This is a genomic window from Sphingomonas sanxanigenens DSM 19645 = NX02 (genome assembly GCF_000512205.2).
Lineage (GTDB): Bacteria > Pseudomonadota > Alphaproteobacteria > Sphingomonadales > Sphingomonadaceae > Sphingomonas_D > Sphingomonas_D sanxanigenens.
Genome location: NZ_CP006644.1, coordinates 796,761 through 822,221 on the forward strand (window position 1 = coordinate 796,761; position 25,461 = coordinate 822,221).

Sequence of the window (25,461 nt, forward strand, 5' to 3'; positions counted from 1 at the left end):
ATCCGCGCCTTGCGAACGGAGTGCAACGATGTCCGAACCGGAAATCGATACCGACCGCATCGACGAGGCGGTGCTCGCGTTGATGTTCCTCACATTGCACCGCGAATATGATGAGGACTGGTCGCCGTGGCGGGCGTGGAAATCGTTCGACTGGGACGCGCTGGGGCGCCTGCACGGGCAGGATCTGATCCACGATCCGGTCAACAAGGCGAAATCGGTGGTGCTGACGGCGGAAGGGCGGCAGCGATGCGAAGACGCCTTTTATCGGCTGTTCGGCAAAGGCGAAGGATGACCACCCGCACCGCCTCCTGCAGTTGCGGCCAGCTCCGCGCCACCTGCGCGGGGGAACCGGTGCGGGTTTCGATCTGCCATTGCCTCGAATGCCAGAAGCGCACCGGCAGCATTTTCGCCGTGCAGGCGCGGTTTGCGCGCGATCAGGTGGTGGCCGAGGGGCGCTCGACCGCGTGGACGCGGGTGGGGGACAGCGGCGCGGCCGCCACCTTTCATTTCTGCCCCGTCTGCGGATCGATCGCCTATTGGGTTATGAGCGCCGCGCCGGGCTTCATCGCCGTGCCGGTGGGCCAGTTCGCCGACCCGGCGTTCCCGTCGCCGCACGTGTCGGTCTATGACGAGCGCCAGCATCCGTGGGCGATGGCGGCAGGGGAACTGGCGATGGAGCATTTCTTCTGAACGCTTGGGGAAACGCATGCGGACGCGACCCGGCATCTGCCTGAGGAAGAAGCGCTTCGCGACCGAGGAGGCCGCGTGGATCGTGATCCGCCGGGCGGACGTCGTGCTGCGCCCCTATCGTTGTGCGCTGTGCCGGCAATTCCATCTCACCAGCCGGACCAAGGGGATGCGGATCCGGCTTCCGGATCGGCACGGGGGCGGGTGAGGCTCGGCGCATCGTCGCCATTCCGCCGCCGGCGCGGTTGTGGCATGGGCGCACCATGATCGGCATCCTCCTCGCACTTCTCGCAGGCGCCCTTGCGCAGCCGGCGGAAGCCGCCCAGCCGCCAGCGCAACCGAAGGTCTGCGGCTACACCGTCGAACGCAGCTTCCCGCATGATGCCGACGCTTTCACGCAGGGGCTGATCTATCGCGACGGCAATTTGATCGAGAGCACCGGGCTGGTCGGGCAATCGACGATCCGCCGGGTGCGGATCGCGGATGGCCAGGTGCTCCAGCGCATCGATATTCCCGCGGGGCTGTTCGGCGAGGGCATCACCGACTGGAAGAATGAACTGGTCAGCATCACCTGGCAGAACGGCAAGGGGTTTCGCTGGGATGCGACGTCGCTGCGCCGCAAGGGCGAATTCGCCTATCCGGGCGAGGGCTGGGGGATCACGCAGGATGGCCGCCAGCTGATCCTGAGCGACGGGACGCCCGCGCTGCGCTTCCTCGATCCCGCGACGATGCGCGAGACGCGGCGGATCAGCGTGACCGTGCAGGGTCGGCCGGTGCGCAACCTCAACGAGCTGGAATATGTCGATGGCGCGATCCTCGCGAACGTCTGGCACAGCGACTATGTGCTGCGGATCGATCCGGCGACGGGCGCGGTGCAGGCGGTGATCGACCTTTCCGGGTTGCGCGAACAGGCGGGGGCCGGGGGCCCGGAGGCCGTGCTCAATGGGATCGCCTATGACAAGGCCGGCAAGCGGCTGTTCGTGACGGGGAAGAACTGGCCGAAGCTGTTCCAGATCAAGCTGACCGGGTGTTGAGCGGATACGTCGGCGCCTATTTCAGGGACATAATACTGAACTCTCCTGCTGGCGTATTCGCCTCGGCCATTGCAAAAAATTGTGGTGCGCATAGTCATTTACTTTATGCGTAAGAAATTGGAAGGATGTTCCCCATGTGGCCATCGCATCAGTATTTTGGCGACATCAGGGGGGTGTGAATGAATTTAAAGAGCTTGAATACTTGGATCGCTACCGTATCGATGTTTGCGCTCATTGCAGGCTGCGGCGGTGGGGGATCGGGTGGTGGCGGAGTGGTGGTCGCGCCCGGCAATCCGACGCCTTCGCCCAGCCCCACGCCAACGCCCACTCCGACAGCGACGAGGTTTTCCGCGGTCGCCGTGGGGCCTTTACTCGGATATGTGCAGATAGATGTAAGCGGCAACAATCAGTTTTTCGACGAGGGTGACGCCTACACTTATACATCCAGGTCGGGCTCCTTCGGTCTGGATGTTGTGTCTGGCCGCCCCGATCAAACTCGCGGTCGGATTCCTTCGGCGCCTATCCATAGCATGTTGGTCGGCGGTCTGGATGAAACGACCGGTATGACGGTTAGTGGATTGCGCGCGCCGAAAGGTGCCACTGTCATCTCTCCACTCAGCACACTCATCTTCGTGCAGGGTAATGGATCCACCGTGCTTCGGGCGCTAGGTCTCCTGACGGGCAGCAACGCCCTGCGGAGCGACACAAACGTCCTGACCCTCAACCCCGGGGAGGGGATCAAGAGTCCTAATGCGGCGGTGTCTGAAGACGCAGCGCGGATTGCAGTTGTCAACATCCAGCTGTTGGCCCTTTCGCCGCTTCTTAAAGACACCACGGGTGATACCGTCGACGGACTTGCGCCGATGGATGAGGCTGCTCGTTATCTCACTGAGGTGATCGACGAAACGGGTAGCGTCAGGCTGTCAGAAAAAGCGACCATTCTCAAATTGCTCAAGAAAAGCAGAATAGGATCGACTGCTCCTGAAAGGGAGATTGACGTAGTCGCGGATCTTCTTTCAAAATATTTCTCGGCCATGCCGGAACGTATCGCGGATGCGGCGATCGCCAGGTCATGGGCATACGCCTTTCGCTTCTATGTTTTTCCTGAGTTGCGTTATGTCCTGAGTCAAACGCCTTCGTTTCAAATTGAGCGCGTGTCAGCAATTACCCGTGACGAAATCCGATCCGTTGCCGCGGATTTTGCGAAGTCCGAGGTGCCGGTGATGTCCGAACTCGTTGCTGTCCCGAATTATTACGAACTCTCGTACGATAGTAATCCACCTTATCGGAGAACGCTGATAGGGTGTTCTTACCATAATGACTATGATCATCCCGGTTGCAACGATTACACGCTTTTTGTGGGGGCGGAGGAAACGGGAACTGTCATCTCTGTTGAATCTCAGAATGCCAATGCTATCTCGGTGAGACTGGAGAGCAATGGCGATGTTACAATTTCTCGCGTCGGCAACTTTACCGGGCTTGCCTCCTTTACGTATACGACGCGTTCCCGGAGTGGTGCAACGGCGAAGGGTACGGCGTTCGTGAGAGTGTGGGGATTGTAGAGTCGGACGGACGCTTCTTCTTCACCCGCTGTAACCCGAGGGCTGCGGGGAAGATGGTGGGGCACCTTGGCGCCGTCTTCACATCCCCCGCACCCCCATCACCTTCACCTTCACCTTCACCTTCACCTCCGCCGGTGCCAGTCCGTCCGCCTCGACCCGCAGCGCCATCGCGCCGCCACGCCCCGGCATCGCACGTACGATCGCCAGCGCCAGGCCGTTGAAGGCCTTGCGCTGGGGTTCCGGGAAGGCGGTCATGTCGGTCGGGTCGCCATTGTCGGTGGCGACGATCTCGCCGGGGCCTGACACTGTGAAGCGCACCGCCGGCTTGGCGTCGGGCACCAGGGCGCTGTCCTTGTCGAGCACGCGGACCGTCACGAAACTCAGGTCGCGGCCGTCGGCGGTGATCTCCTTCCGGTCGGGGATCAGTTCCAGCTTCGCGGGCGCGCCGGTGGTGCGAACGGACGCCGTAGCCCAGGGCTGGCCGGCCTTCCAGGTTTCCACGCGGACCTCGCCCGGGGCGTAGGTGACGTAGTCCCAGCGGAAGCGATATTCATAGTCGCGCTTCTTGATGCGGCCCTGCGACTTGCCGTTGACGAACAGTTCCGCCTCGTCTGCCGAGGAGAAGACGTGGACGGGCGTGATCTGCCCCTCGCGGCCCGCCCAGTTCCAGTGCGGCAAGATGTGGGCGAAGCGCAGGTCGGGCCGCCAGCGCGCCTGGTAGAGCCAGAAGCGGTCCTTGGGGAAACCCGCGAGATCGATGATCCCCGAATAGGAACTGCGCGAGGTGTAATAGGGTGTCGGTTCACCGAGATAGTCGAAGCCGGTCCACACGAACTCACCGGCGACATAGGGATGCTGGTCGTCGGCAGCGAAGACGCGGTCGGGGGAGGAGCCGAAGTCCGCCGCGTGCATCTCATAGGCGCTCACCTGGTGCGTATCCGGGTTGCCGCCCGACCAAGGGCGCACCGGGCCGCTGATATTGCCCGCCACCGGGAACAGATATTCGCCCCGGCTGCTGAGCGCCGAGGCGCTTTCAGTGCTGAGGATCACCTTGTTCGGAAAGGCGGCGCGAAACGCCGGATACTGGCCGATGATGCCGCGGATGCCGGTACCCTGATAGTTGAGGCTGATCACGTCCACCGCGCCGGGCAGCGGCATATCCGCCTTGGCATAGTTCATCGCGTTGGTGGTGGGGCGCATCGGATCCTCCTCGTGCACGATCTTCACCAGCTGGCGGGCGATGTCCGCCCCGGCCTCCCCGGTATATTGCTCGCCGACCTCGTTGCCGACGCTCCAGATGATGATCGAGGGATGGTTGCGATCCCGCCGCAGCATCGCGCGCAGGTCCGGCTCCTGCCAGTCAGGGAAGATCAGGTGGAAGTCTAGCGGGGTCTTCTTGCGCTCCCAGGAATCGAACACCTCGTCCATCACAAGGAAGCCCATCTCGTCGGCGAGGTCGAGCAGGGCGGGGGCGGGCGGATTGTGGCTCATGCGCAGCGCGTTGGTGCCCATGTCGCGCAGGATCTCGAGCTGGCGCTGTGCGGCGCGGCGGTTGAACGCGGCGCCGAGCGCGCCGAGATCGTGATGATTGTTCACTCCGCGCAACGGGATGTGCTCGCCGTTGACGATCACGCCGCGGTTGGGATCCATCGCGATCGTGCGGATGCCGAACGCGGTCTCGTAGCGATCGACGACGCGGCCGCCGCGGCTGATCGTGGAGACCGCGACATAGCGGTTGGGCTGCTGCGTCGGCGGCGGCCCCCACAGGCGCGGGCTGGCGAGGCTGGTGCTGGCCTTGAGCACCGCGCTGGCGCGCGCGCCGATGCTCGCGCGCTGCGGCGCCAAGGTGGCGACGGGCTTCGCGGCCCGCGTGCCTGCGGCATCGAGTGCATAGATCGAGGTGGTGGCGCTGACCTCGGCGGGCGCCGCGCCGTCGTTGTCGACGGTCAGGTCGACCGCGATCGTCGCGCGATCCTTGCTGACGTCCGGCGTGCGGACGATGCCGCCCCACTGGCCGACATGGACCGGATCGGTCTTGGTCAGCCAGATGTCGCGATAGAGGCCACCGCCCGGATACCAGCGCGCCGAGGCGGGGGGATTGTCCAGCCGGATGACCAGGATGTTGGCGCCGCCGGGCACGGCATAGGGCGTCAGGTCCAGCCGGAAGCTGTTATAGCCATAGGGCCAGCCGCCGACGAGCTTCCCGTTGAGCCAGACGGTGGCGTAGGACATCGCCCCCTCGACATCGAGGAAGATCGACTTGCCCCTGTCCGCCGCGGGGATGCTCAGCGCCTTGCGGTACCAGCCGATCCCCCAGCTCGGCAGCCGACCCATGCCGCCATAGGGCCCTTCAGTGATGAAGGGGCCGGCGATCGCCCAGTCATGCGGCAGGTCGACGCGCTGCCAGTCTGTGTCGTCGAAGCCGGGCTGGACGTAGGAAACATCGCCGCCGGGGTTGCCGGCGGGGCGCTGGTGGCGTTTCGCGGGGTCGGCGATGAAGGCGTTGGCGCTGGGCAGGATCCAGGGCTTGAGCACCTTGAGCCCGGCATCCTCGGTGGCGACCGCTGCATCCGGCCGGGCATCGGCGAGCTTGCCGTCGCCGGTGTCGCTGGCGTCCGGGCGGATGTCGTAGCGCAGGTCGGTGGCGAGGCCCTGCGGGTCGCCCTTGGTGAAGCGCCAGTCAGCCGAGATCCGGATTTCCTCGCGCGCGGCGCGGGCGGGGGATGCAGTGACGGCGGCAAGCGTCAGCGCCAGCGCGATAGATGTCGTCCCACGTGCGATCATGCCGATCCGCCTCCGTTAGCGCTATCATTTTCGCCTTGTTTTAGGATCGGTGGCAGCAAGGAGCAACCTTTTGTAAAAAAGGGCCGTATCTGATCGATGTCGAAACATGTCCGGCAGATGCGGCTGCTTGACTCGGGGAGACAGCTACTCTCATCCTTGGATCAAGGACTTGCCGGAGGGGCCATGGCGGGGGTTCTGATATCCTGTACGCGGGCGGATGATGCGGTTGCCGGGCGCGTCGCCCGGGGGCTGGCCGCGCTGGGTATCGCGATCGAACAGGCGCAGGCTGCGCCGGTGGCCGGCGAGGCAGGGGCCGCGCCGCCACCGCCGGCGGCGGTGCTGGCGCTGTGGACGCCGGCCTCGATCAACTCGGATCTGGTGTGGGACGATGCCGGCGCGGCGCAGAAGCGCGGCGCGCTCGTCAACCTGCTGTGGGGCGCGGAGGAGCCGCCCTTCATGTTCGGCGCGGTGCCCGGCATCGCGCTCGATGGATGGCAGGGCGGCGGCGTGGCGCATGCCGGCTGGCATCGGCTGGGCGCGGCGCTGGAGGCGCTGGGCCTGGCTGCGCCGGGCGCGCTGACGCAGGCGATGGTGCAGACCGAGGCCGAGGCGCGCACGCGGGAGGCGGCGGTGGCGGCGGAGACGGATTCCGCGCGCCGGAAGGCGTTGCGGGCGGAACTGGACGACTGGGCGGTCGCGCGCGGTGCGGCGGGCCATGCGCCGGCGGTTGTGCCTGTGGCCGCAGCGGAACCGTCGCGGCCGCTGTCGCTGTTCATCCCCGCGGAACGGCTGGCCGAAGCCGGGCTGGCACTGCCCGATGCGCAGACGCAGGGCGCGGTGCCGGCCGGGGCAGGGGGCGGCGATGCCGGACTCGGCGCGCTGACCGCCGCGGTCGCGCGCGCGCTGGCGACGGGGCCGGATGGCATGCCGCTCGGGCGGGTGGTGCCGTCTCCGTTGCAGCCGCCGCCGGTGGTGGCGCGGGGGGAGATGGCGCCGCCGCTGCCACGGGATCCGGTTGCGAAGTCGGCCGCGGTGCCGGCGAAGCGCCCGTTGCCGTTGGTGATGCTGGTGCTTGCGGCGGTGGCGATGGCGGCGCTGGCGGCGATCGTCTGGTTTCTGATGCGGGCGTAGCGCCCCGAGGGAAGGGGTGGATGCGTACCCCCCCCGGCATCGCGCTCTGGCCCCCTGGCTCCCGACGCGCTACCGCATCCACCATGATCCGCATATCCGAACTGAAGCTGCCGCTCGACCATCCGGCCGAGGCGCTGCGCGAGGCCGTGGTGCGCCGGCTGGGCGTGGACGAAGCGGCGGTGCGCAGCGTCACCATCGCCCGCCGCGCCAATGATGCCCGCAAGAAATCCGCGATCCTGCTCGTCTACACGGTCGACGTCGATGCCGACGACGAGGCCGACATCCTCGCGCGCTTCGCCGGCGACAACCATGTCCGCATGACGCCCGACACCCGTTACCGCTTCGTCGCCCGCGCGCCGGAACCGTCCACCGCGCGGCGGCCGGTGGTGGTGGGGGCGGGGCCGTGCGGTCTGTTCGCCACCCTGATCCTCGCGCAGATGGGGTTCCGGCCGATCCTGCTCGAACGCGGCAAGGATGTCCGCCGGCGCACCAAGGATACCTGGGGGCTGTGGCGGCGCAGCGAACTCAACCCCGAATCCAACGTCCAGTTCGGCGAGGGCGGCGCCGGCACCTTTTCGGACGGCAAATTGTGGAGCCAGATCAAGGATCCGCGCTTCCTCTCGCGCAAGGTGCTGACCGAATTCGTCGAGGCCGGTGCGCCCGAGGATATCCTCACCGAGGCGCACCCGCATATCGGCACCTTCCGCCTCGTCTCGATGGTCGAGCATATGCGCGCCAAGGTCGAGGCGCTGGGCGGCGAGTATCGCTTCGACACCCGCGTCGACGATCTGGAACTGGCCGAGGGGGCGGATGGCAGGCGCCGGCTGGTCGGGCTGCACCTGCACGACGGCAACGTCCTCGAAGCCGACCACGTCGTGCTGGCGCTGGGCCACAGCGCGCGTGACAGTTTCGCGATGCTGCATGGTCGCGGCGTCTATATGGAGGCCAAGCCCTTCTCGATCGGCGTGCGCATCGAACATCCGCAAAGCTGGGTCGACAAGGCCCGCTTCGGCGCCTGCGCGAAGCACCCCGATCTGGGCGCCGCGGCCTATACGCTGTCGCACCATTGCTCGAACGGGCGCACGGTCTACAGCTTCTGCATGTGCCCGGGCGGGCGGGTGGTGGCGGCAACCTCCGAAGCGGGGCGCGTCGTCACCAACGGCATGAGCCAATATTCGCGCGCCGAGTTCAACGCCAATTCGGGCCTCGTGGTTGGGATCGATCCGGAGCGCGACTATCCCGGCCATCCGCTGGCCGGCATCGAACTGCAGCGGTGGCTGGAGGAAATGGCGTTCGCGGCGGGCGGCGGCGACTATCGCGCGCCGGCGCAGCGGGTGGAGGATCTGCTCGCGGGACGCGCCTCGACCGCGATCGGCGAGGTGGTGCCCTCCTACAAGCCCGGCGTGACGCCCACCGATCTCGCGACCTGCCTGCCGCCCTTCGTGATCGAGTCCCTGCGCGAGGCGATCCCGATCTTCGGGCGCCAGATTGCCGGCTACGACCATCCCGACGCGATCATGACGGGGGTGGAAACGCGCACCTCGTCGCCCGTGCGGGTCACCCGCGGGCGCGATTTCCAGAGCCTCAATGTCGCGCGGCTGTTCCCGGCGGGCGAGGGCGCGGGCTATGCAGGCGGCATCCTCTCGGCGGCGATCGACGGGATCAAGGTCGCCGAGGCGGTGGCGCTGAGCATCACCGGGGACGTGCGGGCCGCGGCGTAAGGGGTGAGGCCGCGGTCATGCGTTGAAGCCCGCGTCGACCGTGACGACCGAGCCGGTCATGAACTGAGCCGCCGGGCTTGCGAGATAGGCGACGGCTGCGGCGATGTCGGCCGGCTTGCCGTAGCGGCCGAGCGCGGTCATCCGCCGGTTGGGTTCGGCCCAGTCGCCGTCGGCGGGATTCTGGTCGGTGTCGATCGGCCCCGGCTGGACGAGATTCACGGTTATGTTCCTGGGGCCGAGTTCGCGGGCGAGCCCGCGCGTGAAGGCGAGCAGTGCCGATTTCGACATCGAGTAGACGGTGAGGCCTGGATAGGGCACGCGTTCGGCGAGGCAGGAGCCGGTCGTGATGATGCGCCCGCCCGCCTTGAGATGCGGGATCGCGGCCTGCGACGCGAGAACCGCGGCACGCGCATTGACGTTCATCAGATCCTCGATGTCGGTGAAGCGCATATCCTCCAGCGGCCCGGAGCGCGAGATGCCGACATTGTTGGCAAGGATATCGAGGCCGCCAAGATAGGCGACGGTTTGCGCGATGGAGCGCTTCACGGCCGCCGGATCGCCGCTATCGGCCTGGATCGCGGTGGCGCGACGGCCCATGGCTCTGATCTGCTCGACGACGGCGGCAGCCTTGTCGGTCGAGCGCAGGTAGGTGATCGCGACGTCGGCGCCGCGCGCGGCGAGTTCCAGCGCGATTCCCGTGCCGATGCCGCGCGATGCCCCCGTCACCAGCGCGCGCTTGCCGGCAAGCGCGCCGTGTTCGGGCCGGTCGGTGGATTGCGGTGCCGGGGTCAGTGCGGCCGCCGGCGCGGCGATGGCGGCCATGCCCGCCGACGCGCCGATCAGCATGCTCCGCCGGCCGATATCGATCTCGTTGATTGCCATCTCGTTCTCCATCGTTTCGCGTTCGGTCGAGGGGGTTTTTCGATGTCAGCTATCGCGGTTGCCGAAGCCGTTCAGCGACCAGCCCGGATATTCCGCCGGCAGGCGGCTGACGGCGTCGAGCCGGGCCAGATCGTCATCGTCCAGACCGATCCGGGTTGCGCGGATATTCTCGCGCAGCTGCTCGACCCGCCTGGCGCCGACGATGACGGTGGAGACGACCGGCTGCTTCAGCAGCCATGCGATCGCGATCTGCGCGGGTGCGCTGTCGTGCTTTTCCGCAATGGATCTGAGCACGTCGATCAGCGGCTCGCCCCGCACCCGGTCGATCGGCGGAAAGTCCAGCTCGGTCTGCCGCCCCCCATCGCCGGTGCCGCCGCCGGAATATTTGCCTGTAAGATATCCGCCGGCGAGCGGGCTCCACACCATGAGCCCCACGCCCTCCGACACGAGCATCGGCACGATCTCGCGTTCGAGATCGCGGCCGACCAGCGAGTAGTAGGCCTGGAGCGAGGTGATCGGCGCGCGCCGGCTGGCCTGCGCAAGGCCGATGGCCTTCATCACCTGCCATGCGGCCCAGTTGGACAGCCCGACATAGCGGACGTCGCCGGCCCGAACGAGGGTATCGAGCGTGTCCAGCGTCTCTTCGATCGGCGTCGCGGGATCGAAAGCGTGGATCTGGTAGAGGTCGATATGATCGACGCCCAGCCGCGCGAGGCTGGCGCGGCATTCGCTCAATAGGTGCCGTCGCGAGGCGCCACGCCCGTTGGGCCCGGGCCGCATGGAGGCGCCCGCCTTGGTGGCGATGATGATGTCGTCCCGGGCGACGCCGAGGTTGCGAAAGGATTGGCCGAGGATCTCCTCGCTGCGGCCATACGCATAGATGTTGGCCGTATCGAAGAGGTTGATGCCGGCATCGAGCGCCGCCTTGACGAGGGCGTCGGCATCCTCCTGCCCGAGCCTTCCCACCTGTCCCCAGATGCCCTCGCTTCCACCGAAGGTCATCGCACCGAAGCAAAGTTCGGAAACGAACAGGCCGCTATTCCCCAGCTTGCGCATACGCATCGTCAAACTCCTGCATGGGTGATCGGCGCCGATATCCCGGGCTACCGATCATGGTTTCCGGTCAGCCGGCGACGACCTGCCGCTCGCCGCTGCGCGCGGCATGCTCGACCGCGGCGACCAGCCGGCTGTTGTGAAGCGCGTGCGCGAAGCCGGGCGTATCATGGGTTCCGGCCGCCAGATCCCGCGCGAGCGCGGCATAGACTTCGCCGACATTGATCGCGGCGCCTGCCCAGAAATCGGCCGCAGTGGGCCCGGAACCGGTGGCGATCGGCGCCGCAGGCGCCTCGAACGGCACATTGGCGGACAAGGTCAGGTCGCCGACCTGCACGCCCGCGAGGTGATTGCCGGTGAGCTTCAGCCAGCCCTGCGAACCCCGGACTTCGAAGACGAAGCCTGCCGCATCCGCCGGCACCCCCGCCAGCACCTGGACCGAGACCGGGGCACCGCTTGCGGTCTTCGCGATCATATCGAGATGATCGGGCGTGTCGCGAACCGATGTCTCGCCGGTGTCGACGACCTCGATCTCCGGCCAGAGCAGTTCGGTACGCGCATCGACGTGCGTGATGTTGCCGAGCACCGCTTCGATAACGTCCAGCACATGGCCCGTCGTGATGGTCATGAAGGTGGCACCGGACGCCGCCTTGTTGAAATAGTCATAGGCTGCCGTCGTCTGCGGGCCGTAGCCGAAGGTCGTGGCGCCGACCCGCGCCGACATCAGGCGGCCGAGCCGGCCTGTCGCCACCAGCTCGGCGGCGCGGCGAACCGCGGGATTGTGCCGCCCCTGCAGCCCGATCGCGGTATGCAGGGAGGTGGCAGCCGCGGCCATTTCTTCGGTCTCGGCCAAGGTCGCTCCGAGCGGAGACTCGCTGTAGACCGCCTTGCCGGCCTTGAGCGCGGCCATCACCAGGTCGCGATGCGCCGGAACCTTAACGGCGACGGTGACGACATCGATGCCGTCATCGGCGATCATCGCATAGGGATCGGCGAACCACCGCCCCGCGCCGAAGGCCTCGGCCGCCGCCTTCGCGCTCTCTTCGCGTCGCGTCGCGACCGCTGCCAGGACAAGCGAGGGCTGCGCCGCAAGCGCCGGGACATGGGATGCGCCGGCCCAGCTCGCCTGCGTATCCGCCCCGATGATTCCAACGCGATAGCCGGTACGTGACATGCCTCTATACTCCGGGAAATGGCTGTGTTCGGACGCCGCTGGTCCGATGCCTGGAACATAGGGGTGGCCCGGGATCGGACCCTATGCAGATCCTATCAGGGATTGGCTCTCCACGATCATTCGACGCGCCGGCTTCCGGCGAATGAGACGAATGCACGCGACCTTGAGGGAATATGCATAGTGCCGGAGGGCGAAATGCGCTGAAAAGGCGGCGCGGCGATCGGTTGCGAGGCTGCTGGGCTTCGCGCCGAGCCGTGTGTTTTGAGCAAGGACGTCATACCCCGATGACCGGACCATCCTTTGCCGACCTGCGCGCCGTCATCGAGCGCCATGCGCGGTACGACTATCTGACGCCGATCGAGGGGCTGAAGGTCGGGCGGACCGACCTGCCGTCCGAAGTGGGGCATTCGATCTATCAGCCCTCTTTCGGGCTGGTCGCGCGCGGCGTGAAGGAACTGATGGTCGGCGAGACGCCATTCCACTACGCGGCAGGAGAGTCGCTGCTCTGCGCCGCCGATGTTCCGGTGACCTCGCAGGTCACCGAGGCAAGCCCATCGGCGCCTTATCTCGCGATTCACCTCGATATCGATCCGAATGTCGTGGCCGATCTCCTGCGCGAGCAGGCCGGCCTGCGCCCCCGGCCGGACGATGGCCTGATCGCGGGGAAATATGTGCTGGATCCCGACCTTTTCGATCCGCTCATCCGGCTGGTCTCCCTGCTGGACCGGCCGCGCGATATCCCGGTCATGGCGCCGCTTATCCGCCGCGAGATCCTGTGGAGGCTGCTGCATACCGACCATGGGCCGCTGCTGAGCCAGCTCGCCTTCGCCAACGGCCACGCAACGCGCATCGGGCGCACGACGGCATGGATCAGGGACAATTACGCCGAAGCGCTGCGCATCTCCGATCTTGCCGCCCGGGCGAACATGAGCGTTCCCAGCTTCCACCGGCATTTCAAGGCGGTCACGTCCCTCTCGCCCGTCCAGTTCCAGAAACGCGTCCGCCTGCAGGAGGCGCGCCGCATCCTTTCGGGTTCCACCACGATCGCGGCGGCCGCCTACGAAGTCGGCTATCAAAGCATATCGCAATTCAATCGGGACTATCGGCGGCTGTTCGATCACACGCCCAGCGACGACGCCGCGATGCTGCGGGCGACCTTGGGGCGCGAACCCTCGCATTCCTCTCAAGCCGTGACCGGCTAGCGTCGCACGGCTCGCCGGACGTCGTGATCGAATGGCGATTTGCCAGCGCGGCGCGAATCCCTGAATGACGCGCGACCGCGCAAGGAGAGGCAAGATCGAGGATAGCATGTTCCACCGGGTCTTTCGCGATGGCCGGATCACCCTGGGCATCGCGTCGCCGATCCGTGCCGGCGAGGAAGGCGCGGTGGATCCCGCCGAGCAACTCGATTTCGCGCGGCAGGCGGATGACCTCGGGATCGCGGCCTATTGGGTGCGTGACGTTCCGCTCAACGGGCCCTGGTATCCCGAATCGTTCGGGCACCTCGATCCCTTCGTTGCGCTCGCAGCAGCGGCCACCACCACGCAGCGGATCGCCCTCGGCACGGCCGCTACCGTGCTCACGCTCCGTCATCCGCTGCATATCGCCAAGGCGGCAGCGTCGCTGCAGATCCTGTCCGGATCGCGCCTCATGCTGGGGCTCGGCGCGGGCGACCGGCCGGAGGAGTTCGCCGCATTTGGCGAGGAGCATTCGGAACGGTCGCGACGGTATCGCGAGCATTGGGAGATGCTCGCCGCCGTGCTGCGCGACCCGAAGGTGATCGGGAGCGATCGGATTCAGTATGAATTGCGCCCTTCGACGTTCGATCGTCCGCCGATGATCGCGGTGGGATCGGGCGGCCAAACGCTGGAATGGATCGCGCGCAACGCTCGCGGATGGTTCACCTATCACCGCGAACCGGAACAGCAGCGCGACCGGCACGCGCTTTGGCGTCGTGCCGTCGATCGCTGGTCGCCTGAGGAATTTCGCGCATTCGCGGTGGCCATGCGGCTGGAGATCGCCACGCCGCATGTCTTCGAGCCGGGACAATTGGGCTACCGGACGGGTCGGGATGGCCTTGAGCACATCTTCGAGCAACAGCGGGATCTGGGCGTCCATCATCTGTTGCTGAACCTTCAGACCGCCCCGAGGCGCAGGGCGAGGCCTTGGCGATGATCGCCGAAGCTGCGTCACGGGCCGGTATCGATCGGGACTGATGGCCGATGCGCCCGTCGGCCGCTCGTGCCGACCGAAGGCGATCCAGGCCGGGGCGTTCGTTTCCTCGAACTGCCCGGGCGGCCGCACGGTGCGGTCGCCGCGCGACGAGCCGCCGCCGCTGGTGGGGTCGGCGGCTCGCGCAGTCGCTGGCGTTCACCCGCGCCCGGGCATCGTGTCGGTCAGCGTGCCCCGGGCGAAGATGCCATGGACGCTCATGCCGCCGTCGCGAGATCTTCGACGAGGCGCCGTGCGGCGGCGGTCGAGGAGGCCGGGTTCTGCCCGGTGATCAGCAGGCCGTCCTGCACGATGTACGAGCCCCAGTCCGGACCGCTCGAATAGAGGCCGCCCTTGGCCTTGAGTTCGTCCTCGACGAGGAACGGCACCACCTCGGTCAGGCCGACCGCGGCTTCCTCGGTGTTGGTGAAGCCGGTGACCGTCCTGCCCTCGACGAGGGGGCGGCCATCGGCGCCGGTCACATGACGCAGCACGCCGGGGGCGTGGCAGACGAGCGCGACGGGCTTGTTCGCCCCGATGAAGCGCTCGATCAGCGCGATCGACGCCGCGCTTTCGGCGAGATCCCAGAGCGGACCATGGCCGCCCGGGTAGAAGACGGTATCGAAATCGTCCGCATCGACCGCGTCGAGCTTCACCGTATTCGCCAGCGCCTCGGCGGCTTCGCTGTCCGCTTCGAAACGACGGGTCGCCTCGGTCTGGAAGTCGGGCTCGTTGCTCTTGGGATCGAGCGGCGGCTTGCCGCCCGCCGGCGAGGCAAGCGTGATATCATAGCCGGCATCCTTGAACACATAATAGGGCGCGGCGAGCTCTTCGAGCCAGAAGCCGGTCTTGCGACCGGTTTCGCCGAGCCGGTCATGCGACGTCAGAACCATCAGGACCTTCATGGATTGTCTCCTTCGCTGAATTTGGGATCCACCCAAGATGATTGAAAACATGATCTGCGTAGACCGGTCGTCTATTGAGTGGGCGTGGGGGATATCGGTCGGTCGAACGCCTATGTCCCGGTCAGTGCCTGGTCGGTCGCGGCCAGGGCTGCGTCGAACGGGTCACCGCTGCGCGCGATCTTGGCCATGATGCTCGCGCCGAGCCAGAGCTGGTAGAGCGACTCGGCGAGATCGCCTGGCGGGCGGCTGGCCTCGATCGATCCATCCGCCTGCCCCTGCGCCACGACGCGCGACAGCCTGGCGATGATCGCAGACGTGCCGTGCTTCAACGCGGTGCGCATCCCCTCCGAAATGTCGGAAACCTCTGCGCCGAGCTTGACGGCAAGGCACTTGCCTTCGGGATCGTCGCGTTCCTGGTTCTGTCGCCAGAACTGCCAGTAAGCGCCGAGCCGCTCGCGTGCCGGCACCCGTTCGTCAGCCAGGAGCGCATCGACTTCAGCAAGATATTTGCCGAAATAATGGTCGAGGAGATCGCGGCCGAACGCCTCCTTGGATGCGAAATAGTGATAGAAGGATCCCTTGGGCACGCCTGCGGCGGCGAGGATGTCGTTCAGGCCGACGCCCGAGAAGCCCCCCGCGCCGATCAGCCGCTGGGCCGTATCCAGAATGTGCGACCGGACATCCGTTGCCCTTTCGGATTTCACTGGCGCAGCCATGATGCGGTTTCCATCCTTGTAGACGACTGGTCTAATATAAGACGGCGTGCGATTGTTCAAGGGGCGGATCGTAAGACTTATCGCGGCACGATCGGGAGACAGCTGACCTTGTGGAAGCTGGTCGCAGCCCGCGGGTGGTTTGTTGGAAGATCAGGAGGCCTGTTCCGGCGCAGCCGCCGCTACGCGTTTCAGGCCGATCATGCGGGCGATGGTTCAGCATTGACCATTCTCCGACTCCCCCTTGGACATGGGGCGGACTGTCCGCCCGCTTCGTTCGCGTTGGGTAGGTCATCTGCGACCGGCGCATCCGATCCGGCGTTCCGGCGGAACGGCGCGCGCACCGGTTCATTGCGCCGTTCGATGCGCCCCCAAGGATCGCGATACGAATGCCGGTCTTACGGCGTCATGATCGCGCCGGTTCGGCACGATCGGTATGGACCCGCACCTCACGCTGCGGAAACGGAATGGCGATGCCGGCCTTTTTCAGCGCGGCGAGGATCTCGAGATAGAGGTCGGACCGCACGGTCATCCGCTGGTTCACATTCTCGACGAAGCACAGGATCTTGAGGTTGATCGCGCTGTCCCCGAGGCTGTCGAGGACGACGCTCGATTCGGGCTTGCGGAGCACGAGCGGATGGCCGGTGACGACTCCGAGCAATATCTTTCTCGCCGCATCGACGTCGCAGTCATAGGCGACCCCCACTGGCAGGGTGACGCGTCCAAGGCTGTCGCCATAGGTCAGGTTGGTCACGCTGCCCGAGATCAGATCGGTGTTGGGGATGATGACCTCGTGGCGATCGAAGGTTTCGATGTGGGTCGAACGGAAAGCGATCTTGTGGACATGGCCGGAGTAGGCGCCGACCTCGATCCAGTCGCCCACCTTGATCGGCCGTTCGATCAGCAGGATGATCCCGCTCACGAAATTGGCGACCACCGACTGCAGGCCGAAGCCCACGCCGACCGAGAGCGCCCCCGCGATGAATGCCAGGCTCGAGAGATCGAGGCCGGCGGCGGTGATGGCGATCAGTGCGGAGAGGGTGAGACCGAGATAGCCGAAGCCGGTGAGGACGGCGGCCCGCACCCCGGCGTCGACATGCAGCCGGTCGAGCACGGCGAAATGGAGCACGCGCTGCAGCCAGCGGGTCAGCGCATAGCCCAGCAGAAACACCAGCGCGAACGTCATGACGCTGCCGAACGACAGGCGGATCTGCCCAACCGCCACGCCGTTTTTCAGCGCCAGGATCGAATCGATGATGTTCTCGGCACTGACCCCCCACATGACCGCGATGATCGGGAGCGTCAGGAGAAACAGGAAGAAGCCGAACGCCAGCGGCAGCAACTGCGGAGTGCGCGATGTGGTTCCTTCCCGACGACGGAACAGGCGTTCGCTGGCTTCGGTCAATGACCGGTAGAGAAACAGCGCGGTGCAGATGACGGCCAGCGACAGCAGCGTCGATGTCAGCACGTAGCGCGCCAGCGCGACGAAGCCGTTCAGCGCCGCCAGCGCCGCAAACGCGGCCGCCGCCGACATCAGGCGGGTGGCGGGCCGGATGGCGTCGGTCGTGCGGCCGGCGTCGGGCCGTTCGAAGCCGGCTCCGCCGGCCGCTCTTCTCGCGCCCTGCGCATCCTTGAGGACGGCTGCAAGCCGCCAGGTGAAGACGCTGGTCGTCGCGACGATCGCGAACGACAGAAGCGCATCGAGCGCGGCAGAACTGCCCGGCTGCTCGTCGACATATTCGAGGAATTGCTCCGCCGCCAGGGCGAAGCCGAGGATCGTCATCAGCCGAATGGCCACGCCCGCCTTGCCCTCTGGCAACTGCACGAGCTGCGCGGCAGGAAAGGCCGGGGTGAACAGGCTCTGGCCCAGCCACCGCGCATAGATGACACTCAGGCCGTCGATGATGATTTCACCGCTTAGCGCCGTCAGCAGCGGAAGGTCGGCGGTCAGGAGGCTGATGGCGGCGAACACCAGCAAGAGCACTGCCGCCGGGATGGCGATGTCGAGCAGGTCGCGCGCAAAGGCCAGCCCGAGCTGGCTGCGTGGCGAACTGGCAGGACCGCTGCGCTGATCGATCGTCGCGCGGAGCGACCGGCGACATTGCGCCGCGATCCAGGCGGCGGCGAGGCCGGCCGTTGCCACCAGAAAGAGGCGAAACGGCAAAGGGATGCCGATCAGCGCCGACGGTGGCTGGCGGACGGACGTATGCCTGGCGAGATCGATCCGGCCGGTGCGCACGTCTCGCGTCGCGGCAGACCACGTCGCTGGGCTGACGACCGGATGGTCATGCGAAAACAGCTTCTGCCGCCGCTTCTGCCGCAGGATCTGGTCTATGTCATGGATCAGTACGCCATTGCGCGCGTCGATATCGCGCGCGGCAATCGTCGGTCCATCGGCGGATGCGACGGCCTGGTTCAGTTCGTTGCGCTTCTGCTTGATCCAGTCGAGTTCGAGCTGTCCCTTCGCCGAACCGGCGTCGAGCTGCGCAAGCTGCGCCCGGGCGATCCGGCCCTTCAGCGTTCCGCGATGGCCGAGGGTAATCGCCTCCTCGCGCTGGACCGTCAGGTCGAGCCGGAGATCCTCCCACTGGTCGATCGTCACCCTATCCCGCCGGGACAGCGGCAGATCGAGCAGCGCCTCGGCGTGGGCCGCCGTCTTGCGCCACGCGGTGATCGCCTTCCAGTCCTCCGGTGCGGTCTGCGCGGCCGCAGGCCAACACGCCGCCATGAAGCACATCGCCAGGCAGAGGCAATGGATCAACCAGCGGGCGATGAGTGCTGCCTCCCAGCCATTTCCGTTCAAGCCTTTAGCGGCAAGCGCGGCCGCGCAGAAGCCCGCCTGACGATCCAATGCCGGCTGGACCGGACCGTTCACGCCGACGGCTGCGCTGCGCGACGGTTGTGAAGGAACAGCGCGATAGTGGCAATGATGGCGAGCAGATAGGTGCCGAACTGGAAGACAGGAGACAAAGGCGCCCGGCCGCCCGATGCCTGCGCGGCGAACGACGTGAAGTCCCACGCGCCGTGCATCAGCATCGGCAGCAGGATCGTGCCGCTTACCCGGCGAAGGACGTAGAAGGCGCTGCCCATCAACGCGGCGAACACGCATTGGAGCAGGGCGGCATAAAGTTGGATGCCGAACAGGGCGTTGGGAATGTGCATGGCGCCGAACAGCGCCGAGGAGAAGAGCCACACCCGGATCTCGCTCGATGTCGAGCCGCGCAGCCCGGTCACCAGCACGCCGCGGTTCACCATTTCCTCGTTGAAACCCACCATCAGCCCCGCCGCGACGAGCATCGCCAGATGGGCGCCTGAAAAGCTCGCCCATCTCGTCGCCGACGCTTCCACGGCGACCATGCCGATCATGCCGGCCAGCACCAGTGCCGCCGCCCATATCGGACCGCTGCGATCGGCCTCTCGCATCGCCGGGCGCCACCATCCGAGCAGCGTCACGGCCGCGACGCATAACAGGGCGCCGAGACCGAGGGGCAGATCGAGGCTGGTAAGCGCGACCCGCGCCGACACCATGTCCGTGTATTGCGCGCTACCGAGGGTCCAGGCCGTGTAGATGATCGCGTTGTAGACCAGGTAGACGCAAAGGGCGGCGCGCCAGTTCGGCTTCATTCTCATCGCTCTTTCCGAGATCGAAGCGTCGGCCGATCGTCACGCAGTCCATCAATCGGGGTCGTACGGGCGACAGGCGTGAGGTGCACGCGCCCGTTGCCGAACGCTTACTTCGCCCAGACCAGATGGCCGACCTTGCCGCCGGTGCGCTCCTGCTCCGCGGCCTGGCAGAATGCCGGATGATCGTTGGCCGAAATCGCGATCTGGGCGCCGAATGCCATTCCGAGCGCTAGGGTCGCCTTATGCTCCAGCTCGCGGCGCTGACCGGCCTTGAAGCTTCGCGGCTTTCCTGCCGCGTCATCATAGATCAGGTCGAATTCGTTGGAGAACGCCTGCGGATCGATCGTGAAGTTCGAGCAGGTCGCCGCGACCGCCTGCTGGTGGCCAAGCGCCTGCAGCATGGCGATATACCCCTCGTCGAAAGACTCGGCGAGCACCGCGCGGATTGCGTCCGTCACGGCCAGGTCCATGTTGACCGTATCCGAGGGCGGGGCGGATGACGCGGGTGGCGTTGCCGTCTGTGCGGACAGGTGGGACGTCATCGCGACGGCGGCAACGAACGCGAGCCAATGAATCCGCATGTTCAGAACCCCCGCCGGTGAGGATCGTAGGGAAATTGCCGGTCCGTCCATTCGTAGGAGAATTGGTCGCGCACGAAGCAGCGTCGTTCTCCGCGGTAGCAACTGACGTTCGGCGCCGGCGAGAAATAGTCGCCGCCATAGCCGTATCGATCGGCGTCCCTGCGCTCGTCGGCCTTGCGCTTGTTCTTGGCGGCCACCGCCGCGGCGATTCCGAGCAAGCCGACACCGATGGCGACGCCCGCTGCGGTATTGTCGTTTCGATCGTGATGGCGGCGATCGCGATGCCAGTCATCATGCCGTCTGGCACTCGCCGGCGTGGCGGCGATCACGGCGGTAACGACGGCTGCGGCGACGAATCTGGTTACAAGACTCATATCGGTGCCCCCAATGTATGAGCATGAATAACATGCGTCAGAAGTCGCGCAATGGTGATGGTAGAAAATGCGCTCATGGCGGCAAGTTGCGAGATTTTTTACAATTTCTTCCCGCATACTTTACGCATTCCCGGCGAAGCGGCCGGCAATGGCTTCGAGTTGAATTCCGGACAAGGGCGATGTGGCTACCCCTTCACTTCGCATCATGGTCGTTCGTGAGCATCCAGCCGCGAGTCTTGTCTCGCCCGGCGTTCATGCTGGCCGGTGGGTCGGCGCGCCGGAGGACCCGCTTCAGACCGACGGCCAATTGCTTCCCGCGTTCGCGCCATCTGCCGACGCTCGGCCGATGGCGCGAACGCGGGAATGCGATCACGACAATATTGGACCGGGCCTGCCCTGTTCCACCACATAGGTGGCGAGATTGGCCAATCGTCCACGCGGCCGGTCGACTTGATCCAGCACCTTCATGTCTGCCCACCAGTGCCGCGCATCCACCCGATACAGTTGGTAACCCCGCTGGTTGTTCAGCAGCTTCACATGGGGGTTGTGGTCCAGCGTATGCAACTGATGGGGCTGACGGGGAGAGCCGGTTCCGCCCGAGGTGATGGACGTCGCCAGGAACTCGCTGGCGAGCGGCGGAGAGAGCGGGTCATCGAGATCTGTCGGCAGATATCCTGCAAGATGCTGATGCATGTCGCCGCTGCCGATCACCACATTGGTCAGTTGCCGATCGGCGATCAGCGCGGCCATGCGTCGGCGGGCGGCGGGATAGCCGTTCCAGTTGTCCGTGCTTCTGACAGCCGCATCAGCGCCATCGGCCCGAACGTCGAACGGCAGCATCAGCACCTGCTGGGCAATGAAGTGCCAGCCCGGTTCCCGATCCATGCCCTCTGCCAGCCACGCTTCCTGCGGAGCGCCCAGCATCGTGCGGGCGGGGTCATCCCGCTCCTCGCATACCAGGTCGTCGCCGCGCGCCTCGCAAAGCTGGTTGCTGCGGCATGATCGGGTGTCCAGCACATGCATGCGCATCAGCGCGCCGAAATCGAACCGGCGGAAGTATCGCGTCCCGCTGCCCGGCCTGAGCGCGCGGCGCACCGGCATATGTTCGTACCAGGCCTGGAGCGCCGCCGCCTTGCGCGCGGCGAACGCGGCGGTGGCGCCGCCGTCCTTCCCCCATTCGGCGGCCCAGTTGTCGTCCACCTCATGGTCGTCGAACGAACAGATGAAGGCGGCGCGCGCGTGAGCCGCGCGCAGGTCGGGGTCGGCCTTGTACTGGGCGTATCGGCGCCGATAATCCTCAAGCGTGACCGTTTCGTCCCCGGCATGGATACGCAGGGGGTTCCTCGCCCGCCGACCGAATTCATAGATATAGTCGCCATAGTGGAACACGGCATCGAGCAACGGCTCGCGTGCCAGATGGCCGAACGCGGTGAAGAAGCCGCTTTCATAGTCATGGCAGCCGACGCTGGCGATGTGCAGCCGGTCTACCAGCGCGCCGGGTGCGGGCAGGGTTCGGGCGCAGCCCACGTCGCTGACGGAGCCGCCCGCCTGAAAGCGATACCAATAGGGCCGCTGCGGGGAGAGGCCGGCAAGCTCCACGTGCAGGCTGTGCGCCTCCTGCGGCATGGCCAGCGCCTCGCCCGATTGCACGATGCGGCGGAAGGCGGGATCGGCCGCGCCCCCCCCCGCCCCCGCCGCGGGGGCCGGCGCCATGCCGCCGGCCGGCGCCAGCGGATCGGGGGCGAGGCGGGTCCAGATCACGAAGCCGTCCGGTGCCGGATCGCCCGACGCCACGCCCAGCGTGAACGGATCCCGGCGCATGGCGCCTGCACGACCCGACAGGGTGGAGCAGGCGCCCAGCAGGCCGATGGAGGCGCCCACCAGCGCCCGGCGATCGAGCAACATGCCGCGCATCCGATCAGAACCGCAGCGAGGCGCCGAAGGTGATCGTCCGGCCGCTGATCGTGCTGGTCATCAGCCGCCGCGCATCGCCGTCGGCATATTGGATGATCCGTTCGTCGCTGAGGTTCAGCCCCTCGACGCGCAATTGCAGCGCGGGGGTGACATTATAATAGGCGGTGGCATCGAACACGGTCGACGGCGTGAAATACTCGCCGATATTGCCGTTGCCGCCGCTGCCTCCGCGATAACGGGACCGATAGGCCACCGATGCACGTGCACCGAACTGCGGCGTATCATAGTAGAGCGTGCCATTGACCGACCATTTGGACAGGTCGGTCAGCGGCAGATGATATGCCACCCCGGAATAGAGCACGTCCGATGAGCCATCGGCATAGGTAATGTTGCCCTGCGCGCCCAGATTTCCCAATGCGCCGGGCAGGAAGTCGAAATTCCGCCGCGCCGCCACTTCGATCCCTTGGATCGAGGCGCCGGGTCCGTTGATCGGCCGGGTGAAGTTGAACACGGTGGATGGGTCCAGCCCGTCCTCCAGCAGCGACAGGGGATATCCGGTCTCGCCATAGGGAATCTGGGCCGTCTCGGTGGTGACGAAGGACTTCATGTTCTTGTAGAAGGCGCCCAGCGCCACGAAGCCGCGCGTGCCGTCATAATATTCCAGCGAAGCTTCGACGGAATCCGCGGTGTAGGGAGCGAGGTAGGGATTGCCCGCGCTGATCGTGCCGCCATAGCCGGGACCCGCACCGTGGCCGCCGCGCTGAGATCACCGAAGCCCGGGCGGCTGATGTTCCGGTTGGCGCCGACGCGGGCGATCAGGTCCGGCCGGAGGTTCAGTGCGATGTTGATGGCAGGCGGGAAGCCATCATAGCTGTTGCTGATCTTCACCGGGACCAGCCCGGCATTGGTCGCCGAGGAACCGCGGGAGGTGAGGCGGGTGTCGTAGTAGCGCACACCGGCGTCGATGCGCAGATCCATGCCGCCGATGCTGGTGTTCAATTCATACTGGGCGAAGGCAGCGATGGTCCGTTCGTTGACGGTATAGTCCGTACCGACCGACAGATTGCTTTCGTCCAGCGCGAAGCCCTGGTCCAGCGCGGCGTAGATTGCCGGCACATCGCCCACCACGAAGGGAATTTCGGCGGTGTAGGGGTTCACCATCGTGGGCAGGTCGGCCAGCGCGCCGGGATTGTTCCTTGTGGCGTTATATTGGTAGGCGCTGTTGTCGAACTGCTTGAACTCGCCGCCGAAGCGCAGCGTGGAGGTGTCCGTCACCTCCCAGCCGAGGGTCGCGCCGGCATTCCAGAATTCGCTCTCGATCCGGTTCTCGCGCCATTGCAGGCTCTGCAGGGTCCAGGCGGACGGGTTGGCGGGATCGAAATCATAGGTATTGACCGGCGTGTCCGTATCAAGCCCGGCGAAGCCGACCGTGTGCCCGCTCGACACCAGATAGGCGCGCTGCCAGGCGGAATCGAACGTGGATCTCGACCATCCGGCGGTGCCGGCCAGTTCCAGCCGGTCGGTCAGGTCGGTGCGGCCGTTCAGGGCGATCTGCCAGAAATCGGTGCTGTCCTGCGTCGGTTTCGCTTCCGATCGCAGGCCCACACCGCTGACCACGGCGTCGGTGATGCTGCCATATCGATCGATGGTGACCGATTGCAGAACCTGCGTGCCGGTGACGTCATTGGCATCCAGGCCGTTGGGGCCGGCATTGCCGATCACATTTTCCGCCCGGTCGTTGGTCAGGTGGCTGTACAGCACATCCAGCGACACGTCGGTTCCGTCGCCCGGATTATATTGCAGCGTGCCGGTCAGGCCCAGCCGCTCGCGATGGTTAAACCAACTGCCATAGGTCTGCGCGCGGCTGTTCCACACGCGGCCGCCGCCCGTGGCGTTGACCAACTGGTCACGAATATCGCCGGTGATCGAAGGGGCGACATTGGCCTCGCCCCAGTTCATCTGCGACCAGTTCCAGTTGCGATAGCCCCATTCGATCGTGTCGGCGGAACTATAGGCGGCGGAAACCAGCAGACCCACGTCGCCGCGACGCACCGAGGCGAGGCCGACGAGGCGCGGCGTCAGCGTATCGGTGTACTGGTTGACCTGTCCCTTGGCGCTCAGCACCATCGTGTCTTCGGCATAGTCGAACGGCTTGGCCGTCCGCAGCGCCACGGTGCCGCCGATGCCGCCTTCTTCCTGCGATGCGGACCAGGATTTCTCGACCACCACCTGGTTGAACAATTCGGATGCGAAGACGCTGTAGTCGAAGGCGCGGCTGCGGCTGACGCCGCCACGGCTGTCAAGGCCGGAGGCGGTGTTGCTGAGCACCTCCATCCCGTTCAGTTGGGTACGGGTGAATTCCGGTCCAAGGCCGCGAAGCGAGATCCGCCGCCCCTCGCCGCTGTCACGCGTAATGGCGACGCCTGGTACGCGTTGCAGGGCTTCGGCGAGATTCTGATCGGGAAAGGCGGCGATGTCTTCCGCGACGATCACCTCCTGCACACCGGTCGCGGCGCGCTTCATCGCCTGAGCCAGGTCCAGGCTGCGACGAAATCCGTTTACCACGATCTCATCCGGTGCGGCATCTTCCGGGACTGGCGCCGTCGTCGCAACGGCGCGGGAGGGGGCAGGCGCGACCGGTCCACTGGCCCGGCGCGCGGCGGCGGTCTGCGGGCGGGGCTGCACGATGATGGTATTGCCCATGATGCGCGCGGCGACCGGCAGGTCGCGGGTCATCCGCGCCAGCCCCTGCGCCGCGGTCATCTGCCCACGCACCGGCTTGCTGCGCAGATCGCGCAGCGCAGCGGGCGCTGCCGCCAGAGGCAGCCCCGTCACCCGCGAGAATTCGATCAGCGCGTCCGACAGATCCTGCGCCGGCGCATCGAAGCGAAAGGTCTGGGTCTGTGCGTTGCGCGTTTGCGCCTGCGCCTTGGCAACCGGAACGGCCAGCAATGCAGCACCCGCCAGCAAGGCGGCGAGATTCGCGTATTTCATGGTGAGACTTCCCGTTATGCTTCACCCCAGAAACGGAACGGGATCGCAAAACCGGACAAAGTTTTTTATTACATTTCAATGACTTTGATGACGGCTTCGTGAAAGCTTTCAAAAGCC

22 protein-coding genes are annotated in these 25,461 nt (G+C 66.1%); 9 read left to right on the forward strand and 13 right to left on the reverse strand.

The window, feature by feature from the left end; genetic code table 11:
• The first annotated feature begins 28 nt into the window (after positions 1-28).
• From NX02_RS03655 to NX02_RS33235, 5 genes are all read left to right on the forward strand, one after another.
• Entirely contained in the window at positions 29-292 is a 264-nt protein-coding gene (locus NX02_RS03655) for a DUF6429 family protein (RefSeq protein ID WP_025290835.1), read from the forward strand.
• Positions 289-690: a GFA family protein gene (locus NX02_RS03660; protein WP_025290836.1), complete on the forward strand. Its 402-nt coding sequence runs from the start codon at positions 289-291 to the stop codon at positions 688-690. The genes NX02_RS03655 and NX02_RS03660 overlap by 4 nt, the downstream gene beginning before the upstream one ends.
• 16 nt (positions 691-706) lie before the next feature.
• A complete protein-coding gene (locus tag NX02_RS03665) occupies positions 707-895 on the forward strand; it encodes a hypothetical protein (protein WP_025290837.1) in 189 nt (62 codons plus the stop codon).
• Positions 896-950: 55 nt separating this feature from the next.
• Positions 951-1,721, forward strand: coding sequence for a glutaminyl-peptide cyclotransferase (locus NX02_RS03670; protein ID WP_211258281.1), 771 nt, complete (start codon positions 951-953; stop codon positions 1,719-1,721).
• Between the two features lie 179 nt (positions 1,722-1,900).
• Positions 1,901-3,283, forward strand: coding sequence for a hypothetical protein (locus tag NX02_RS33235; protein WP_211258282.1), 1,383 nt, complete (start codon positions 1,901-1,903; stop codon positions 3,281-3,283).
• Positions 3,284-3,361: 78 nt separating this feature from the next.
• Here NX02_RS33235 and galB read toward each other — a convergent pair whose 3' ends face one another.
• Positions 3,362-6,067 carry a beta-galactosidase GalB gene (galB, locus tag NX02_RS03675; RefSeq protein WP_025290839.1) on the reverse strand — a complete coding sequence of 902 codons (2,706 nt, stop codon included), beginning with the start codon at positions 6,065-6,067 and terminating at the stop codon, positions 3,362-3,364.
• A 183-nt stretch (positions 6,068-6,250) separates the two neighbouring features.
• On the opposite strand from galB, the gene NX02_RS03680 reads away from it, so the two are divergent.
• Entirely contained in the window at positions 6,251-7,198 is a 948-nt protein-coding gene (locus NX02_RS03680; RefSeq protein ID WP_025290840.1) for a hypothetical protein, read from the forward strand.
• Between the two features lie 83 nt (positions 7,199-7,281).
• Positions 7,282-8,919: an NAD(P)/FAD-dependent oxidoreductase gene (locus NX02_RS03685; protein WP_025290841.1), complete on the forward strand. Its 1,638-nt coding sequence runs from the start codon at positions 7,282-7,284 to the stop codon at positions 8,917-8,919.
• Positions 8,920-8,934: 15 nt separating this feature from the next.
• Here NX02_RS03685 and NX02_RS03690 read toward each other — a convergent pair whose 3' ends face one another.
• The 3 genes from NX02_RS03690 to NX02_RS03700 form a co-directional block, all read right to left on the reverse strand.
• The gene (locus tag NX02_RS03690) at positions 8,935-9,801 is read right to left on the reverse strand and encodes an SDR family NAD(P)-dependent oxidoreductase (protein ID WP_245648759.1); all 867 of its coding nucleotides are present in this window, start codon (positions 9,799-9,801) and stop codon (positions 8,935-8,937) included.
• A gap of 45 nt (positions 9,802-9,846) precedes the next feature.
• Positions 9,847-10,863, reverse strand: a complete 1,017-nt coding sequence (locus NX02_RS03695) for an aldo/keto reductase (RefSeq protein ID WP_025290843.1) — start codon at positions 10,861-10,863, stop codon at positions 9,847-9,849.
• Positions 10,864-10,924: 61 nt separating this feature from the next.
• Positions 10,925-12,028 carry a Gfo/Idh/MocA family protein gene (locus NX02_RS03700; RefSeq protein WP_025290844.1) on the reverse strand — a complete coding sequence of 368 codons (1,104 nt, stop codon included), beginning with the start codon at positions 12,026-12,028 and terminating at the stop codon, positions 10,925-10,927.
• Between the two features lie 284 nt (positions 12,029-12,312).
• Between NX02_RS03700 and NX02_RS03705 the strand changes: the two genes are divergently transcribed.
• Both NX02_RS03705 and NX02_RS03710 read left to right on the forward strand, forming a co-directional pair.
• On the forward strand, positions 12,313-13,230 hold the full coding sequence (locus tag NX02_RS03705; protein WP_025290845.1) for an AraC family transcriptional regulator: 918 nt from the start codon (positions 12,313-12,315) through the stop codon (positions 13,228-13,230).
• 106 nt (positions 13,231-13,336) lie between these two features.
• Complete coding sequence (locus NX02_RS03710; RefSeq protein ID WP_211258283.1) at positions 13,337-14,203, forward strand: LLM class flavin-dependent oxidoreductase; 867 nt, start codon at positions 13,337-13,339, stop codon at positions 14,201-14,203.
• A gap of 254 nt (positions 14,204-14,457) precedes the next feature.
• Here the strand turns inward: NX02_RS03710 and NX02_RS03715 are convergent, their stop codons facing one another.
• The 9 genes from NX02_RS03715 to NX02_RS03755 all read right to left on the reverse strand — a co-directional run bounded on the left by NX02_RS03715 (position 14,458) and on the right by NX02_RS03755 (position 25,344).
• Entirely contained in the window at positions 14,458-15,144 is a 687-nt protein-coding gene (locus tag NX02_RS03715; RefSeq protein WP_025290847.1) for a type 1 glutamine amidotransferase domain-containing protein, read from the reverse strand.
• 110 nt (positions 15,145-15,254) lie between these two features.
• Positions 15,255-15,860 (reverse strand): TetR/AcrR family transcriptional regulator, encoded by a 606-nt coding sequence (locus NX02_RS03720; protein WP_025290848.1) that lies wholly within the window; start codon positions 15,858-15,860, stop codon positions 15,255-15,257.
• Positions 15,861-16,263: 403 nt separating this feature from the next.
• Positions 16,264-18,732 carry a mechanosensitive ion channel family protein gene (locus NX02_RS03725; protein WP_162232656.1) on the reverse strand — a complete coding sequence of 823 codons (2,469 nt, stop codon included), beginning with the start codon at positions 18,730-18,732 and terminating at the stop codon, positions 16,264-16,266.
• Positions 18,729-19,481 (reverse strand): CPBP family intramembrane glutamic endopeptidase, encoded by a 753-nt coding sequence (locus NX02_RS03730; RefSeq protein ID WP_025290850.1) that lies wholly within the window; start codon positions 19,479-19,481, stop codon positions 18,729-18,731. Before NX02_RS03730 ends, NX02_RS03725 begins: the two co-directional genes overlap by 4 nt.
• A gap of 107 nt (positions 19,482-19,588) precedes the next feature.
• Complete coding sequence (locus NX02_RS03735; RefSeq protein WP_025290851.1) at positions 19,589-19,951, reverse strand: hypothetical protein; 363 nt, start codon at positions 19,949-19,951, stop codon at positions 19,589-19,591.
• A 113-nt stretch (positions 19,952-20,064) separates the two neighbouring features.
• Entirely contained in the window at positions 20,065-20,436 is a 372-nt protein-coding gene (locus NX02_RS03740) for a hypothetical protein (protein ID WP_025290852.1), read from the reverse strand.
• Positions 20,437-20,805: 369 nt separating this feature from the next.
• Complete coding sequence (locus NX02_RS03750) at positions 20,806-22,341, reverse strand: alkaline phosphatase D family protein (protein ID WP_025290854.1); 1,536 nt, start codon at positions 22,339-22,341, stop codon at positions 20,806-20,808.
• 13 nt (positions 22,342-22,354) lie between these two features.
• A complete protein-coding gene (locus NX02_RS30545; RefSeq protein WP_084717605.1) occupies positions 22,355-23,071 on the reverse strand; it encodes a TonB-dependent receptor domain-containing protein in 717 nt (238 codons plus the stop codon).
• The gene (locus tag NX02_RS03755; protein WP_053000596.1) at positions 22,954-25,344 is read right to left on the reverse strand and encodes a TonB-dependent receptor; all 2,391 of its coding nucleotides are present in this window, start codon (positions 25,342-25,344) and stop codon (positions 22,954-22,956) included. Before NX02_RS03755 ends, NX02_RS30545 begins: the two co-directional genes overlap by 118 nt.
• Positions 25,345-25,461: the final 117 nt, after the last annotated feature.